This is a genomic window from Halovulum sp. GXIMD14794 (assembly GCF_054457455.1).
The window spans coordinates 964,207-977,472 of sequence record NZ_JBTLNF010000004.1; the positions used below are offsets into that span (position 1 = coordinate 964,207).

Below are 13,266 nucleotides of genomic sequence, written 5' to 3' on the forward strand. Positions count from 1 at the left end.
AGCCTTTGGCCTAATCCGTACCGGGTTAACCTTTTCTCGCCGTGCGCCGGAACAGATTCCGCGCAACGGGGTCAGCGCATGAGCAGGCCCTGGGTCATGGCCAGCACCACCGCATGAGTGGTGTTCGTCGCCCCCAGCTTGAGCCGGGCCGCATCCAGGTAGGCGCGGAACGTGTGCTCGGAAATGCCCAGCTTGTCCGCCGCCTCGGAGCGCGAGTGACCGACCGCAAGGAACGTCAGAACGTCACGTTCACGCGGCGAGAGCGACGGTCCGAGCGCCAGCTGGTCCGCCCCCATGATCCGCGCGGTGTGCTGGTGGATGTAGTTACCCGCCAGAACCAGGTTCGCCAGATGTTGCCGCCCGAAACGGCCCCAGGTCGCCTCGGTATCGAAGGACGTGACCGAGAACATGGCCACCTGGCCGCGCAGACCACGGATCGGAACCGAGAACCCCTGTTTTCCGACCCCCTCACCCGCCGCCTCGCGCAGCAATCGCCGGGCCGGGGCAGGCGACCAGTCAAGCGCCTGCCAGTCGATCGGCCCGGTGGAGCGCATCGACATGTGCACCGTGGGATCGACGTTGAAATAGCGTTCGGTCTTGTAGCGGTCGATCCAGTCCGGATCGTAGGTCAGCGCACCGTACTCGCGGCCCGTGCCACCGACCTGATGATAGATCGCGTGCTCGACGTTCAGATCGTCCCGCAACCCTTCGACCAGCTTCTGGATGTCCTCAAGTGAGGTCGTAATCTCCAGCTGATCGAGAAAACTCTGTACCCAGCCCATCTTCACCGTCCGCCTCGATCTGGCAAACGGACGCGGCGCGTATCTCCCTGGCGGCGACGATCAGCACGTCATCGAGATGTTCGCAGAGCTCGAACATGGCGTTCTTCTCGGCAACGCCGCGCAGGTCTGACAGCAGGTCCAACATCCATTCTTGCGACATCGTTACTCTCGGCAGAAGGGGTTAATGGATCGTTAACACAACCTTAGCACGAGTAAAATGAATTAATAAACACGCGAAATTCGGCCCCCCCGAAACTGCGGGGGAATGCCCTTCAAGTGTTTGAATTTTCAGGAATAGGTTGCCGATTCCCACGGCGAAAGGATGATTCGGGCCGGGGTCGGCCCGAATTCCTGGCCCAATGGCCTTAGCCACGCTCGGCGCGCGCGTCCTCGATCGTGCGCAGGCCGGTCCGGGGCGCATTGACCAGCACCGCCATGTTGCCCGGCTTGTGAGCGTTGGCGCGCATCTTCATGTGCGCCTCGGGAATCGCCTGCCAAGGAAACACTTCGGACATGCAGGGATCAAGACGCCTTTCGACCATCAGCTGGTTTGCGGCGGCGGCCTGCTTGAGATTGGCGAAATGGCTGCCTTGAATGCGCTTCTGGTGCATCCAGACATAACGAGCGTCCATCGTGAGGTTGTATCCGGTGGTGCCGGCGCAGATCACGACCATGCCGCCCTTCTTGACCACGAAGGTCGAAACGGGGAACGTCGCCTCTCCGGGATGCTCGAACACCATGTCGACGTTCACGCCCTTGCCGGTGATCTCCCAGATCGCCTTGCCGAACTTCCGGACTTCGTTGAACCAGGTCTTGTACTCTTCCGAGTTCACCTTGGGCAGCTGGCCCCAGCAGTCGAAATCGCGCCGGTTGATGACGCCCTTGGCCCCCAGGCCCAGCACGAAGTCGCGCTTGTCTTCCTCCGAGATGATCCCGATCGCGTTCGCGCCCGCCGTGTTGATCAGCTGGATCGCATAGGAGCCCAGCCCACCCGACGCGCCCCAGACCAGCACATTCTGGCCCGGTCGCAACTCGTGCGGGGCATGGCCGAACAGCATCCTGTAAGCGGTGGCAAGCGTCAGCGTGTAGCAGGCCGACTCTTCCCAGGTCAGGTGACGGGGGCGGGGCATCAGCTGCTGGGACTGCACGCAGGTATACTGTGCGAAGCTGCCGTCGGGCGTCTCGTAGCCCCAGATCCGCTGGCTGGGCGAGTACATCGGGTCCCCGCCGTTGCAGTGCTCGTCGTCCCCGTCATCCTGGTTGCAGTGGATGACGACCTCGTCACCAACCTTCCAGCGGCGGACCTTGTCGCCCACCGCCCAGACGATGCCCGAGGCATCGGACCCGGCGATATGATAAGGTGCTTTGTGCACGTCGAAAACGCTGATCGGCTGGCCCAGCGCCGCCCAAACGCCGTTGTAGTTCACGCCCGCCGCCATCACGAGGACCACAACTTCGTTGCTATCCGGCTTCGGCGTATCGACGACTTCCAGCTGCATCGCCTTGTCGGGCTCGCCCTGCCGCTCGGGGCGAATGGTCCAAGCGTACATTTTCGGCGGCAGATGTCCCAGCGGGGGGATCTCGCCCAGTTCGTACAGGTCCTTGCCGGCCTGATCGCCGGCGGTGGCGCGGGTTTCGGTATCCAGCATCTCAGCGCTCCGGTGAGTAATTATATTGCCCAACAATGCTCACTGTGGACTATTTGTTGCGTAATATTATTTCGTAGGGATTGCAAGCGTCGTTTTCGCGATGCAGCAAGGTTTAAGCCGATCAGCCCCTGGTCTTGTGCACTGCGGGACGCGAAACCCCCGGATTCAATGACATTCCTGGACATCTTGGTAATTTTATGCCGATTGAATCACCGCTTGAGTAATATAATTGTCCATGTATGCTCGCTGCGCCGCAACAGGGAATCGCTCTATGACCGAGAATCGCGACAAGCCTTGGATCTTCCGGACCTATGCCGGTCATTCGACCGCACGGGACTCGAATGCGCTTTACCGGGCAAACCTGGGGCGCGGGCAGACCGGGCTTTCCGTTGCGTTCGATCTGCCGACGCAGACCGGCTATGACAGCGACCACCCGCTCGCGCGGGGTGAGGTCGGCAAGGTCGGCGTCCCGGTCAGCCATCTGGGCGACATGCGGACACTGTTCGACCAGATCCCGCTGGACCAGATGAACACGTCCATGACGATCAACGCGACGGCGCCGTGGCTGCTGGCGCTTTATGTAGCGCTGGCCGAGGAACGCGGCATCGACCCGGCCAGCCTTCAGGGCACGGTGCAGAACGACATCATCAAGGAATACCTGTCGCGCGGGACCTACATCTTCCCACCCGCACCCTCGCTGCGGCTGATCGGCGACGTGGCCGAATACTGTTATCGCAACGTGCCGCGCTGGAACCCGATGAACGTCTGCTCCTACCACCTGCAAGAGGCCGGCGCGACGCCCGAGCAGGAGCTGGCATATGCACTCGCGACCGCCATCGCGGTGCTCGACCAGGTTCAGGACCAAGTGCCGGCGGCGGACTTCCCGCGCGTCGTTGGACGGATCTCGTTTTTCGTCAATGCCGGCATCCGGTTCGTAACCGAGCTGTGCAAGATGCGCGCCTTTACCGAGCTTTGGGACGAGATTTGCCGCGAGCGCTATGGCGTCGCGGATCCGAAATACCGGCGCTTCCGCTATGGCGTGCAGGTCAACAGCCTCGGCCTGACCGAGCAGCAGCCCGAGAACAACGTGCCGCGTATCCTGATCGAGATGCTGGCGGTTACGCTCTCCAAGAACGCGCGCGCCCGCGCCGTACAGCTTCCCGCGTGGAACGAGGCACTCGGCCTGCCCCGCCCCTGGGACCAGCAGTGGTCCCTGCGGATGCAGCAGATCCTCGCCTACGAGACCGATCTGCTGGAGTATGGCGACCTTTTCGACGGCAACCCGGCCGTCGCCGCCAAGGTCGAGGACCTGAAGGCTGCCGCGCGTGAGGAACTGCGCACCATCGACGAGATGGGCGGCGCAATTGCATCGATCGAGCATATGAAAACGCAGCTTGTCGGCTCGAATGCCGAACGGCTGGCGCGGATCGAGCGGGGTGAGACCACCGTGGTCGGCGTCAACCGGTTCACGGATGGCGAGCCAAGCGCGCTGACAGCCGAGGGCAAGGGCATCCTGGTGGTCGATCCGGCCGTCGAGACACAGCAGATCGCCGCGCTGGGGGCCTGGCGCGCCGATCGAGACAGCGCCGCGGTGCAGGCGGCGCTGTCACACCTCACCACCGCCGCCAAGTCGGGCGAGAACATCATGCCCGCCTCGATCGAGGCGGCAAAGGCGGGGGCGACCACCGGAGAATGGGGTGCTGCGATGCGCGCCGCATTCGGCGAGTACCGTGCGCCGACCGGCGTTGGCACGGCGCCCTCAAACGCGGCCCAGGGGCTGGACGAAACGCGCGGAGCGGTCGCGACGCTCGCGGGCCCCTTGGGCGGGCAGATCCGTCTGCTCATCGGCAAACCCGGCCTCGACGGGCATTCCAACGGCGCCGAGCAGATCGCGGTACGCGCCCGCGACTGTGGCATCAAGGTGTTCTACGAGGGCATCCGCATGACCCCCGAGGCCATCGTGGACGCGGCACTCGAAAACGACGTGCACGTGCTCGGGCTGTCGGTGCTCTCCGGCTCTCACCTGCCGCTCGTTGCGGAGATCCTGGACAGGCTGATCGAAGCAGGTCGCGCAGACCTTCCGGTGATTGTCGGCGGGATCATTCCAACCGACGATGCCGCTGCGTTGCGGGATCGCGGGGTGCGGGGGGTCTATACGCCGAAGGATTTTGACCTCAACCGCATCATCATGGACATCGCGGGCTTTGCGGCAGGGGCGGAAAACTCCATCCCGACGCCTCAGGCCCTTGCAATCGGCTGAAACTTCACGGAAACCCTTTCGCGAAAGGGTGTCGAACGGCCGGTCACCCACCCAGCTCCGGGAGGTGCACCAGCATGATGATCATGACCGAGCTGAAGCTCGCGTTCATCCACATCTACAAGACGGGCGGCACGTCACTGACCCATCAGTTCGCCCCTTACACCGACCCCGAGTTTCGCGAGAAGGAAACGCGGCAAGGCGGCGAAGGCTTCCAGGGCACCTGGCACTTCCGCGGCGTGCAGCATTCCAAGTTCAACTCGAACGTCGGCGGCTTCCCTCCACGTCTGAGAAACCAGGTCGACCAGTGGAAATTCCTAGCGGTGATCCGGAACCCCTACACGTGGACGCATTCGGTCTATCGCGAGTTCTTCGCCCAGGACCGCGGCGGCGTTCGCGGAACCAGCTTCCTGTTCGGAAAGGTGAAGCCGAAGCGCACGCTCGAAGACTTCCATGAGTTCGTGCGCGATTTCATGCCCGGCTATTCTCATGAGATCGGGCTGGGCACGCAATCCAGCTTCGTGCAGGGTATCCCGCGCAAGCAATTGCACCTGATCCGCTTCGAAAACTACGAGGATGACGTGCGTCGCATCCTGCCGGAACTGGGTGTACCCGTCGAACAGGTGCGGCACGACCTGAACCGAGGCGACCGCAAGCGCAAGGAAGCCGAAGACCTGATGAAGAACCCCGACCACGTGGCGTTCGTGAACGAGGTCTATGCGGACGACTTCCGCAACTTCGACTACGAGATGGTTACGCCTCAGACCGCCGGGTAGCCCAGCACGTCGCGGTGGAACCACTCCACTGACGCAATCTGCGCGCGCAACTCCTCCGGAAGAGCCTCGACCGAAACTGGCTGGCTTCGGTCGGAACTGTTGATCCGCTCCGGACGATCCAGTTCCGCCAGCGCCGCCTCCGGGTCTTTCAGATGGCGCGCGAGTGGCCCACGCACCAGCGCGGCGAGTCCGGCATTCAGATGCTCCTGCCGGATCACGGCGCGGGGCAGACCCGACCGGGAATAGGCAGCCGCAATGCCCCGGGCATTCGAAAAGCGCGGCATGCGCCGGCGCGCGCGAGGCAGACAGAGCCTCAGGAACCGCGTACCCATGATCCCGAGATAGGGCGAATGATAGGGCAGCAGCGAGGGCGGCAGCAGCGCCTGGCGCCCCGGCCCTGTGACAGCATCGATCCAGCGCTCGAACCCGGCCTGGGTCGCATCATAAGCCTCGACGATCGGCGCCCCGGTGCGATCCAGGTTGATCCGGAAGATGCCCTTGCCCTCGCACCCGAAGGTGTAGAGCGAGACATACTGATCCGCCGGAGACCGCGCCGAGGCGAAATACAGCTTTCGCCACCGGTGCGCGTAGCGCGGAGGGCGGTGCTTGACGTCGCAGCGCGGCGCCGCCTTCGCGTGCCGCGCGAGAAACGCGCGAATGAAGGTGGACCCGGTCTTCTCGACGTCCAGGTAGCAGAAGCCGGGATAGTCCAGCATCGGCTGCCGATCAGAGCCGGCGCTCGACCATCTTCTTCTTGATGTCCGCGATCGACTTGGCCGGGTTCAGACCCTTCGGGCAAGTCTTGGTGCAGTTCATGATCGTATGGCAGCGGTACAGCTTGAACGGATCTTCCAGCTGATCAAGCCGTTCGCCCGTCGCCTCGTCACGGCTGTCGACGATCCAGCGGTGCGCGTGCAGCAGGGCGGCCGGGCCGAGGTAGCGGTCGCCGTTCCACCAGTAGCTCGGGCACGAGGTCGAGCACGAGGCGCACATGATGCATTCATAGAGACCGTCCAGCTTGCGGCGATCCTCGATCGACTGGCGCCATTCCTTCTCGGGAGTGTTCGACTTGGTTTCCAGCCACGGCATGATGCTGGCGTGCTGGGCGTAGAAATGCGTCAGGTCCGGCACCAGGTCCTTCACCACCGGCATGTGCGGCAGCGGATAGATCTTCACGTCGCCCTGCACTTCGTCGATGCCATAGGTACAGGCGATGGTGTTGATCCCGTCGATGTTCATCGCACAGGACCCGCAGATCCCCTCACGGCAGGAACGGCGGAAGGTCAGAGTCGGATCGATCTCGTTCTTGATCTTGATCAGCGCGTCCAGGATCATCGGTCCGCACTGATCGAGGTCTACGAAATAGGTGTCGACGCGCGGGTTCGCGCCCGAATCCGGATCGAAACGGTAGATCTTGAACGTCCGCACGTTGGTCGCGCCCTCGGGCTTCGGCCAGGTCTTGCCGACCGTGATGCGGGAGTTCTTGGGAAGCGTAAATTCGACCATGGTCCGATCCTCGATCCTGCGTCTCGTTTCACACCCGCTCGGCCGACAGGATGTCGGCATCGGTCGGGAAAACGGCAGCCAGCGCCGCCATGAATGACTCGTTCTGCGCCGCCTTTGCAAGCCATGCGCGGTATTCCGGGTCCGGCATCATCGCCTGCCAGCGATCTCCGGCACTCAGATCCTGCCCCCGCTTGACCTGTTCGAAGGACGATCCGCCACCATAGGGGCTGACCCGCCCGAGCCGGTTGTCGCGGACCGGCAAGCCAAGCGCGGCAAGGCGCTCGGCGCGGTAGTCCGCGGACTCGAACCAGCGGTCGTAGCAGACCGGGGTGCGCGGGTCATCCCGACCACCGCCGACCGAACGGAGCACGCCTTCGTAGCGCGCAAGCTGCTGTTCGATCATCTGCCGGGCAGGCTCTGGCTTGGACCTTCCTGCCTCGACTTTGCGCCGCTGCAGCATGACAAGCGAGGCCAGCCAGTTGAGGAAGCCCCGGTAGACCAGCACCTCGAAGGCGAAGCCACGCTCGTCCAGTTCGCCGGAAAGACCTCCGGTGCCGGTCGTCTCCATCCCCGGAACCCAGCGCTCATAGCTTACCAGCACAAAGGCAGGGGCTTCGCCTTCTATCGCATCCGCTGCGGGGCCGGAGTGACCCAGGTCGCGCATCCGCGAGCGGCAGCGCGTTCCGTTGACCTCGACCTCGCCATTGTGCGCGAACGGGTCCGCGAACGGCGTGCAGTTGTTCAGGAATACGGTGTTCTTCTGTGGCAGATTTCGCAGCAGCCACTTGATCACAGCATGGTTCCCGGATCGCGGCAGACCGAGGACTCGGCCCAGACCTGCAACCGGTACCGGCAGCTCAAGCGAAACCGGAGCGCTACGCTTCTGAGCGCGCGCTCCTGGCTGGGAGCTGTCATGTGGCGTGGTGATCAGGCTCAAACCGGTCTCCACCTCACAAAGCGACGAATTCCTGCAGCGTCCCGCCGCCCCGCATATAGATCAGAGCATCGCGCTTGGCGTCGTCTGTCAGGCTGTCCCAGATCGCCTGGTCCTGCGGCGAGAAGGTGATCGTGCCCATGTCGGAGATCGCATTCTCAGGCACGATCGTCGCCATGCACTGGTTGAACGCGGCCGACGTCCTGACATCGCGGACCTGGGCATTCACCGTCGTGACTTCCATGAACCAGCCATCGGCATTGCGCTGAAGCGTCCGCCCTTCCGGAAGGCTCGCGCTGACACGCTCGTAGCAGGCCTGTTCCTGCTGCGAGGTGAACGCGATCTGTTGCTTCGGGCCGCCACACGCGGCAACGGCGAGGCAGATCAACGCGGTTATGGCTGGCTTCATGGCTATGCCCCTAGACCTCAGATTGCGACGAACTGGGTCAGTGTCCCACCCGAGGCGATGTAATCGGCCGCAGCCTGTTTCGCCGACGGCGTAAGGCTGTTCCAGATCAGCCGCTCGTCCGAGCTGAGCCCGGCGGGCATAGGGACCTCACCCGTTGCGGCGGCGGCCTGCGTGGCCGACGCGTCGGCAGCAGCGGGTGCTTCGGCATCCGCAGCGGGCATGGGCTCGCAGGCGGCAAGGGTCAGGACGGAAACTGCCCCGGCGGCGACACGGCTGATGGCGAACATGCTGAAAGATCCTTTCACTGCTGTCAGCGGACCGACCGGTTGCCCGGACGGCCCGAATATACCTAGTAAACGCGCGCTTTCGGCGCGATCTTCTTCAGCTCGATCCCGCCCTTTTCCTCCTCGGTCAGCGGGTCGAGATGCACCGAACGGTAGCTGAGCGTGACGGTGTTGTCCTCGGCGACGGTGGCGAGCGTGTGCTTGCGCCAGTTTTCGTCGTCGCGGTCCGGGAAATCCTCGTGCGCATGCGCGCCGCGGCTTTCCTTGCGCGCCTCGGCCGAGACCACGGTGGTCAGGGCGTTGGGCATCAGGTTGGTCAGCTCCAGCGTTTCCATCAGGTCGCTGTTCCAGATCAGCGAACGGTCGGTGACCTTCAGATCGGCTACGCCCTCGGCGACCTTCGCCATGCGCTCGACACCGGCTTTCAGCGTTTCGCTGGTGCGGAAGACGGCAGCCTCTTCCTGCATTGTCTTCTGCATGGTCAGGCGCAACTCGGCAGTCGGCGTAGCGCCGTCGGCATGGCGCAACTTGTCGAAGCGGTCCATCGCCTTCTCGACCGAGGCCGTGTTCAGCGGGCGGTTCGCGCTGTCCCGGTCAACCACCTCGCCGGCGCGGATCGCGGCCGCGCGGCCAAAGACCACCAGGTCGATAAGCGAGTTCGAGCCCAGGCGGTTCGCACCATGCACGCTGGCACAACCAGCCTCGCCGACGGCCATCAGGCCGGGCAGAACGCGGTCCTCGTCACCCGGCACCGGGTTCAGAACCTCGCCCCAATAGTTCGTCGGAATACCGCCCATGTTGTAGTGCACGGTCGGCAGAACCGGGATCGGCTCTTTCGTGACGTCGACACCGGCGAAGATCTTGGCCGACTCGGAAATCCCCGGCAGACGCTCGGCCAAGGCCTCTTTCGGCAGATGGTCGAGATGCAGGTGGATGTGATCCTTCTGATCGCCAACACCGCGCCCTTCGCGGATCTCCATGGTCATGCAGCGCGAAACCACATCGCGCGACGCCAGATCCTTGTAGGTCGGCGCATAGCGCTCCATGAAGCGCTCGCCTTCCGAGTTGGTCAGGTAACCGCCCTCGCCCCGCGCGCCCTCGGTGATCAGGCAGCCGGCGCCGTAGATGCCGGTCGGGTGGAACTGCACGAACTCCATGTCCTGCAGCGGCAGGCCCTGGCGCGCGACCATGCCGCCGCCGTCGCCCGTGCAGGTGTGCGCACTGGTGGCGCTGAAGTAAGCGCGGCCGTATCCGCCGGTCGCCAGCACGACCATCTTGGCGTTGAAGCGGTGAATGGTACCGTCATCCAGTTTCCACGCGATCACGCCCTGGCACGAGCCGTCCTCGGCCATGATCAGGTCGATGGCGAAGTACTCGATGAAGAACTCGGCGTTGTGCTTCAGCGACTGGCCGTAGAGCGTGTGCAGGATGGCGTGGCCGGTGCGGTCCGCGGCGGCGCAGGTGCGCTGCACCGGGGGGCCTTCGCCGAACTCGGTGGTGTGGCCGCCGAACGGGCGCTGATAGATCTTGCCTTCTTCGGTGCGGCTGAAGGGCACACCATAGTGCTCAAGTTCGTAGACGGCCTTGGGCGCCTCTCGCGCGAGGTACTCCATTGCGTCGGTGTCGCCCAGCCAGTCGCTGCCCTTCACCGTGTCGTACATGTGCCACTGCCAGTGGTCCGGGCCCATGTTGCCCAGGCTGGCGGCGATCCCGCCCTGTGCAGCCACGGTGTGCGAGCGGGTCGGGAACACCTTGGTCACGCAGGCGGTGCGCAGCCCCTGCTCCGCCATGCCGAGGGTCGCGCGCAGGCCGGACCCGCCGGCGCCCACCACCACGACATCATAGGTGTGATCGACGTATTCGTATGCGGACATCCCGGGATGCTCCTTCGGAAATCAGAGGGCCAGGCGGGCGATGGCGAACAAGGCCACCGCGGCCGCGGCGTAGGAGAGGCAGGTCATGGCGATGATCCAGACCTCGCGGGCAAAGCCACCCACGTAATCCTCGATCAGTACCTTCACGCCGTTCTTGAAGTGCATGAAGCCGACGGCGAAGAACAGCGCCGCGACGATCGCGGGATAGGGGCGGGAATAATAGGCGACGACCTCTTCGTAGGGCGCGCCGAGGATCGAGCCGAAGCTGAGGATGAAGAGCGGTGTCAGGATCGCCAGCGCAACGGAACTGATCGTCATGTTCCAGTGTGCTTCGGTCGCGCCCCCGGCAGCGCCCATGCCTTCGGCGCGCTTGCGTGCGGTCAGGAATGCCATGATCCGGTCCCCCTCAGACGATAATGATTGTGAGCAGGGTCAGGACGACCGAGCCGATGACACAGCCCTTGCCCAGCAATTCGGCGGTCTCGAGCTCCAGCCCGCGGCCGCTATCCCAGTAGAGATGCCGAAGCCCGGCGAGGAAGTGATACCAGACGCCCAGCAACGACAGGAACATCACCAGATCGCCGAACCACGAGGTCAGGACGAAGTCTGCAGTGGCAAACGCGCTTTCCGAGGTCGCGGCCGCGATGAACCACCAGACGATCAGAAGCCCCGTCACCAGCAGCGCGTTCCCGGTGATCCGCGTCAGGATCGACGTCATCGATGTCCACTGCGGACGATAGATGGTCAGGTGGGGCGAAAGGGGGCGATTGCCGCGGTTCACGTCTGCCATGGGGGCTCCCGTAAAGGCTGTACCTCTGATTTTGCGGGAACATTAGTGCATTCGTCCCGCATTCGCAGCCCCCGCGACGGAGAGCCGCTTTTCGCAGATGCGTCATACGTCACGGAAGCGCCGCCCACAATCGTTTCATGACTGCGCGGGCCTCCGGACCGAGCCAACCGGCCCGCGCATTGCTCTTCGGAAACGGCGGCAGCATGTCCGGGCCGAGGAATTCCACCAACTCGTACCAGCCGCCGCCCCGCGCAAGATCCAGCTCCAGCAGGTCGGCCGGGCGGTCCGCGAAGTAGTCCCTGATGCGCTGGTTTTGCCGCAGGTAAACTTCGGCAAGCCGATTCTCCGCCCCGCGCAGGTTGTCCACACCGTACATCCAACGCCGCAGAGGCGAGGCGCGGTCGGGGAAGTAATCCCTCACGCTCTCGAGCCAGTCCTCGACTGGCCGGGTGGTCAGGATGAACTTCGAGCAGGGAAAGGCGCTATCGAACGCCTCGAACACGAAGGGACAGGGCGAATCCTGGATCGCGTCGTGCCGCTTCAGTTGTTTCACGGCCAGGCGCGTCACCACCTCGTCGATCTGCGGATCCTCCGGGTCCAATTTTCGCAAGGCTTTGTTGATGACCGGCCAGGCCTCGCCCACGTCATAGCCGAGGCGGCCGAGCGCAACGTCCATCGACGTGGTTCCGGTCTTCTGGAATCCGACAACGCAAACCTTGCGCTTGCGGGGCTTGTCGTTGCCCCCGGATCCCGCGCCCCGCGTCACCGCGGGACCAGCGCCCAAATGTCGAGGTCAAGCAGGACATGGCCAAGATACTTGGCATCCGGCCCACGTAGCTGCCCCGGCTCTGCCTTGCCGCGCGTAGCGACGAGGCGTAGGCGCAGCGCGCCGACGTCCGGCCGCGCGGTCTCGGCTTTGTCTAGAACCTCGGACCAGGCAAACACGGTATCTCCGGCGAAACAGGGGTTTGCATGCGCGCCTGCGTTGATCGCGGCCACCACCTGCGCGTTCGCCAGCCCGTTGAACGACAAAGCCCTTGCAAGGCTGATGACGTGGCCGCCGTAGATCAGCCGCTTGCCGTCCTCCCGCACGCCGGTGTCGAAGTGCACCTTGGCCGTGTTCTGCCAGAGGCGCGTTGCGATCATGTGCTCGGCATCCTCGATGGTCACGCCGTCGACATGGTCGATCAGCTCGCCGATCTCGTAGTCGTCGAACCGGTGCGGCGAGCCGGCCAGCGCGTCGTTGTAGGCAGAGAAGTCCAGCCCCTCGGGAACGACCAGACCCTGCGCCGGCACCGCATCGGCAAGTGTCGGAACCAGCGTCTCGGGGCAAGCCGCCATAGGATCGCGTTTGCGGACCATCACCCAGCGGCAGTATTCCAGCACGGTGCGCCCATCCTCGGCATGGCCCGAGGTACGGACCCAGACGATCCCCGTCCTGCCGTTGGAGTTCTGCTTGAGCCCGATCACTTCCGAGCGCGCGCTCAGCGTCTCTCCTGAGTAGACGGGCGACAGGAAGCGCCCTTCGGCATAGCCGAGGTTTGCAACCGCATTCAGCGAAATGTCCGGCACTGTCTTGCCGAACACCGTGTGGAACACAGCCAGATCCTCGATCGGGCTCCGGGGCAAGCCGCAGGCATGGGCGAAGCTGTCTGCCGAATAGAGCGCGAAGCGCGTCGGATAAAGCCCGGTGTAAAGCGCCCGGTCCCCGTCGGTCAGCGTGCGCGGCGTGGCATGTTCGAACACCTGGCCCAGTCGATAATCTTCGAAGAAGTGACCGGGGTTCGTCTTGCTCATCCGCTTACAGGCTCCCAAGCTTCACGTCAGGGTCATAGTCGCCCTCGACGTCCTTGATGACCGCCTGGGCGCATCGCATGATCCCGTTTGCCGCATCGAAGGCGTATTGCGGGTCGCCGTAAAGCTCCCACCCCTGATCGAGGGCCTTTGTGACCTTGTGGCAGAAAGCCGAGGTGTCTTCCTCGGTCAGTAGGCGATAGGCGCGCAT

Annotated in this window: 16 protein-coding genes; 2 read left to right on the forward strand and 14 right to left on the reverse strand. The window is 64.0% G+C overall.

Annotated features, from left to right (window positions below; all coding sequences use genetic code 11):
* Positions 1-71: 71 nt before the first annotated feature.
* The 3 genes from ACW9UR_RS11345 to ccrA all read right to left on the reverse strand — a co-directional run bounded on the left by ACW9UR_RS11345 (position 72) and on the right by ccrA (position 2,431).
* Positions 72-782, reverse strand: coding sequence for a helix-turn-helix transcriptional regulator (locus ACW9UR_RS11345; RefSeq protein ID WP_458917074.1), 711 nt, complete (start codon positions 780-782; stop codon positions 72-74).
* A complete protein-coding gene (locus ACW9UR_RS11350; RefSeq protein WP_458917075.1) occupies positions 730-927 on the reverse strand; it encodes a hypothetical protein in 198 nt (65 codons plus the stop codon). Before ACW9UR_RS11350 ends, ACW9UR_RS11345 begins: the two co-directional genes overlap by 53 nt.
* Positions 928-1,147: 220 nt before the next feature.
* Positions 1,148-2,431, reverse strand: a complete 1,284-nt coding sequence (gene ccrA, locus ACW9UR_RS11355; RefSeq protein ID WP_458917076.1) for a crotonyl-CoA carboxylase/reductase — start codon at positions 2,429-2,431, stop codon at positions 1,148-1,150.
* A gap of 271 nt (positions 2,432-2,702) precedes the next feature.
* On the opposite strand from ccrA, the gene ACW9UR_RS11360 reads away from it, so the two are divergent.
* Together ACW9UR_RS11360 and ACW9UR_RS11365 are read left to right on the forward strand one after the other, a co-directional pair.
* Entirely contained in the window at positions 2,703-4,691 is a 1,989-nt protein-coding gene (locus tag ACW9UR_RS11360; protein ID WP_458917077.1) for a protein meaA, read from the forward strand.
* A 74-nt stretch (positions 4,692-4,765) separates the two neighbouring features.
* Positions 4,766-5,464, forward strand: coding sequence for a hypothetical protein (locus ACW9UR_RS11365; RefSeq protein WP_458917078.1), 699 nt, complete (start codon positions 4,766-4,768; stop codon positions 5,462-5,464).
* Here ACW9UR_RS11365 and ACW9UR_RS11370 read toward each other — a convergent pair.
* The 11 genes from ACW9UR_RS11370 to ACW9UR_RS11420 form a co-directional block, all read right to left on the reverse strand.
* Complete coding sequence (locus ACW9UR_RS11370; RefSeq protein ID WP_458917079.1) at positions 5,449-6,180, reverse strand: hypothetical protein; 732 nt, start codon at positions 6,178-6,180, stop codon at positions 5,449-5,451. The genes ACW9UR_RS11365 and ACW9UR_RS11370 overlap by 16 nt on opposite strands.
* 10 nt (positions 6,181-6,190) lie before the next feature.
* The gene (locus tag ACW9UR_RS11375; RefSeq protein ID WP_458917080.1) at positions 6,191-6,970 is read right to left on the reverse strand and encodes a succinate dehydrogenase iron-sulfur subunit; all 780 of its coding nucleotides are present in this window, start codon (positions 6,968-6,970) and stop codon (positions 6,191-6,193) included.
* Between the two features lie 28 nt (positions 6,971-6,998).
* Positions 6,999-7,763, reverse strand: a complete 765-nt coding sequence (locus tag ACW9UR_RS11380; RefSeq protein ID WP_458917081.1) for a hypothetical protein — start codon at positions 7,761-7,763, stop codon at positions 6,999-7,001.
* Between the two features lie 157 nt (positions 7,764-7,920).
* The gene (locus ACW9UR_RS11385) at positions 7,921-8,313 is read right to left on the reverse strand and encodes a hypothetical protein (RefSeq protein WP_458917082.1); all 393 of its coding nucleotides are present in this window, start codon (positions 8,311-8,313) and stop codon (positions 7,921-7,923) included.
* Positions 8,314-8,330: 17 nt separating this feature from the next.
* Positions 8,331-8,600, reverse strand: a complete 270-nt coding sequence (locus ACW9UR_RS11390) for a hypothetical protein (RefSeq protein WP_458917083.1) — start codon at positions 8,598-8,600, stop codon at positions 8,331-8,333.
* Positions 8,601-8,662: 62 nt separating this feature from the next.
* Positions 8,663-10,471 (reverse strand): succinate dehydrogenase flavoprotein subunit, encoded by a 1,809-nt coding sequence (sdhA, locus tag ACW9UR_RS11395; RefSeq protein WP_458917084.1) that lies wholly within the window; start codon positions 10,469-10,471, stop codon positions 8,663-8,665.
* A 21-nt stretch (positions 10,472-10,492) separates the two neighbouring features.
* A complete protein-coding gene (gene sdhD / locus ACW9UR_RS11400; RefSeq protein ID WP_458917085.1) occupies positions 10,493-10,864 on the reverse strand; it encodes a succinate dehydrogenase, hydrophobic membrane anchor protein in 372 nt (123 codons plus the stop codon).
* A 13-nt stretch (positions 10,865-10,877) separates the two neighbouring features.
* Positions 10,878-11,261 carry a succinate dehydrogenase, cytochrome b556 subunit gene (gene sdhC, locus ACW9UR_RS11405; RefSeq protein ID WP_458917086.1) on the reverse strand — a complete coding sequence of 128 codons (384 nt, stop codon included), beginning with the start codon at positions 11,259-11,261 and terminating at the stop codon, positions 10,878-10,880.
* A 109-nt stretch (positions 11,262-11,370) separates the two neighbouring features.
* Complete coding sequence (locus tag ACW9UR_RS11410) at positions 11,371-12,027, reverse strand: sulfotransferase (RefSeq protein ID WP_458917087.1); 657 nt, start codon at positions 12,025-12,027, stop codon at positions 11,371-11,373.
* Positions 12,024-13,058, reverse strand: a complete 1,035-nt coding sequence (locus ACW9UR_RS11415; RefSeq protein ID WP_458917088.1) for a MaoC family dehydratase — start codon at positions 13,056-13,058, stop codon at positions 12,024-12,026. Before ACW9UR_RS11415 ends, ACW9UR_RS11410 begins: the two co-directional genes overlap by 4 nt.
* Positions 13,059-13,062: 4 nt before the next feature.
* A complete protein-coding gene (locus ACW9UR_RS11420) occupies positions 13,063-13,266 on the reverse strand; it encodes a DUF1737 domain-containing protein (protein ID WP_458917089.1) in 204 nt (67 codons plus the stop codon).

What these genes read in the sequence shown, in the direction of transcription:
- ACW9UR_RS11375 (WP_458917080.1), bottom strand. Translation starts at nt 6,970, where the DNA reads ATGGTCGAATTTACGCTTCCCAAGAACTCCCGCATCACGGTCGGCAAG.
- ACW9UR_RS11360 (WP_458917077.1), top strand. Translation starts at nt 2,703, where the DNA reads ATGACCGAGAATCGCGACAAGCCTTGGATCTTCCGGACCTATGCCGGT.
- ACW9UR_RS11415 (WP_458917088.1), bottom strand. Translation starts at nt 13,058, where the DNA reads ATGAGCAAGACGAACCCCGGTCACTTCTTCGAAGATTATCGACTGGGC.
- ACW9UR_RS11370 (WP_458917079.1), bottom strand. Translation starts at nt 6,180, where the DNA reads ATGCTGGACTATCCCGGCTTCTGCTACCTGGACGTCGAGAAGACCGGG.
- ACW9UR_RS11365 (WP_458917078.1), top strand. Translation starts at nt 4,766, where the DNA reads ATGATGATCATGACCGAGCTGAAGCTCGCGTTCATCCACATCTACAAG.
- ACW9UR_RS11345 (WP_458917074.1), bottom strand. Translation starts at nt 782, where the DNA reads ATGGGCTGGGTACAGAGTTTTCTCGATCAGCTGGAGATTACGACCTCA.
- ccrA (WP_458917076.1), bottom strand. Translation starts at nt 2,431, where the DNA reads ATGCTGGATACCGAAACCCGCGCCACCGCCGGCGATCAGGCCGGCAAG.
- sdhA (WP_458917084.1), bottom strand. Translation starts at nt 10,471, where the DNA reads ATGTCCGCATACGAATACGTCGATCACACCTATGATGTCGTGGTGGTG.
- ACW9UR_RS11350 (WP_458917075.1), bottom strand. Translation starts at nt 927, where the DNA reads ATGTTGGACCTGCTGTCAGACCTGCGCGGCGTTGCCGAGAAGAACGCC.
- ACW9UR_RS11390 (WP_458917083.1), bottom strand. Translation starts at nt 8,600, where the DNA reads ATGTTCGCCATCAGCCGTGTCGCCGCCGGGGCAGTTTCCGTCCTGACC.
- ACW9UR_RS11420 (WP_458917089.1), bottom strand. Translation starts at nt 13,266, where the DNA reads ATGCGCGCCTATCGCCTACTGACCGAGGAAGACACCTCGGCTTTCTGC.
- sdhC (WP_458917086.1), bottom strand. Translation starts at nt 11,261, where the DNA reads ATGGCAGACGTGAACCGCGGCAATCGCCCCCTTTCGCCCCACCTGACC.
- ACW9UR_RS11385 (WP_458917082.1), bottom strand. Translation starts at nt 8,313, where the DNA reads ATGAAGCCAGCCATAACCGCGTTGATCTGCCTCGCCGTTGCCGCGTGT.
- sdhD (WP_458917085.1), bottom strand. Translation starts at nt 10,864, where the DNA reads ATGGCATTCCTGACCGCACGCAAGCGCGCCGAAGGCATGGGCGCTGCC.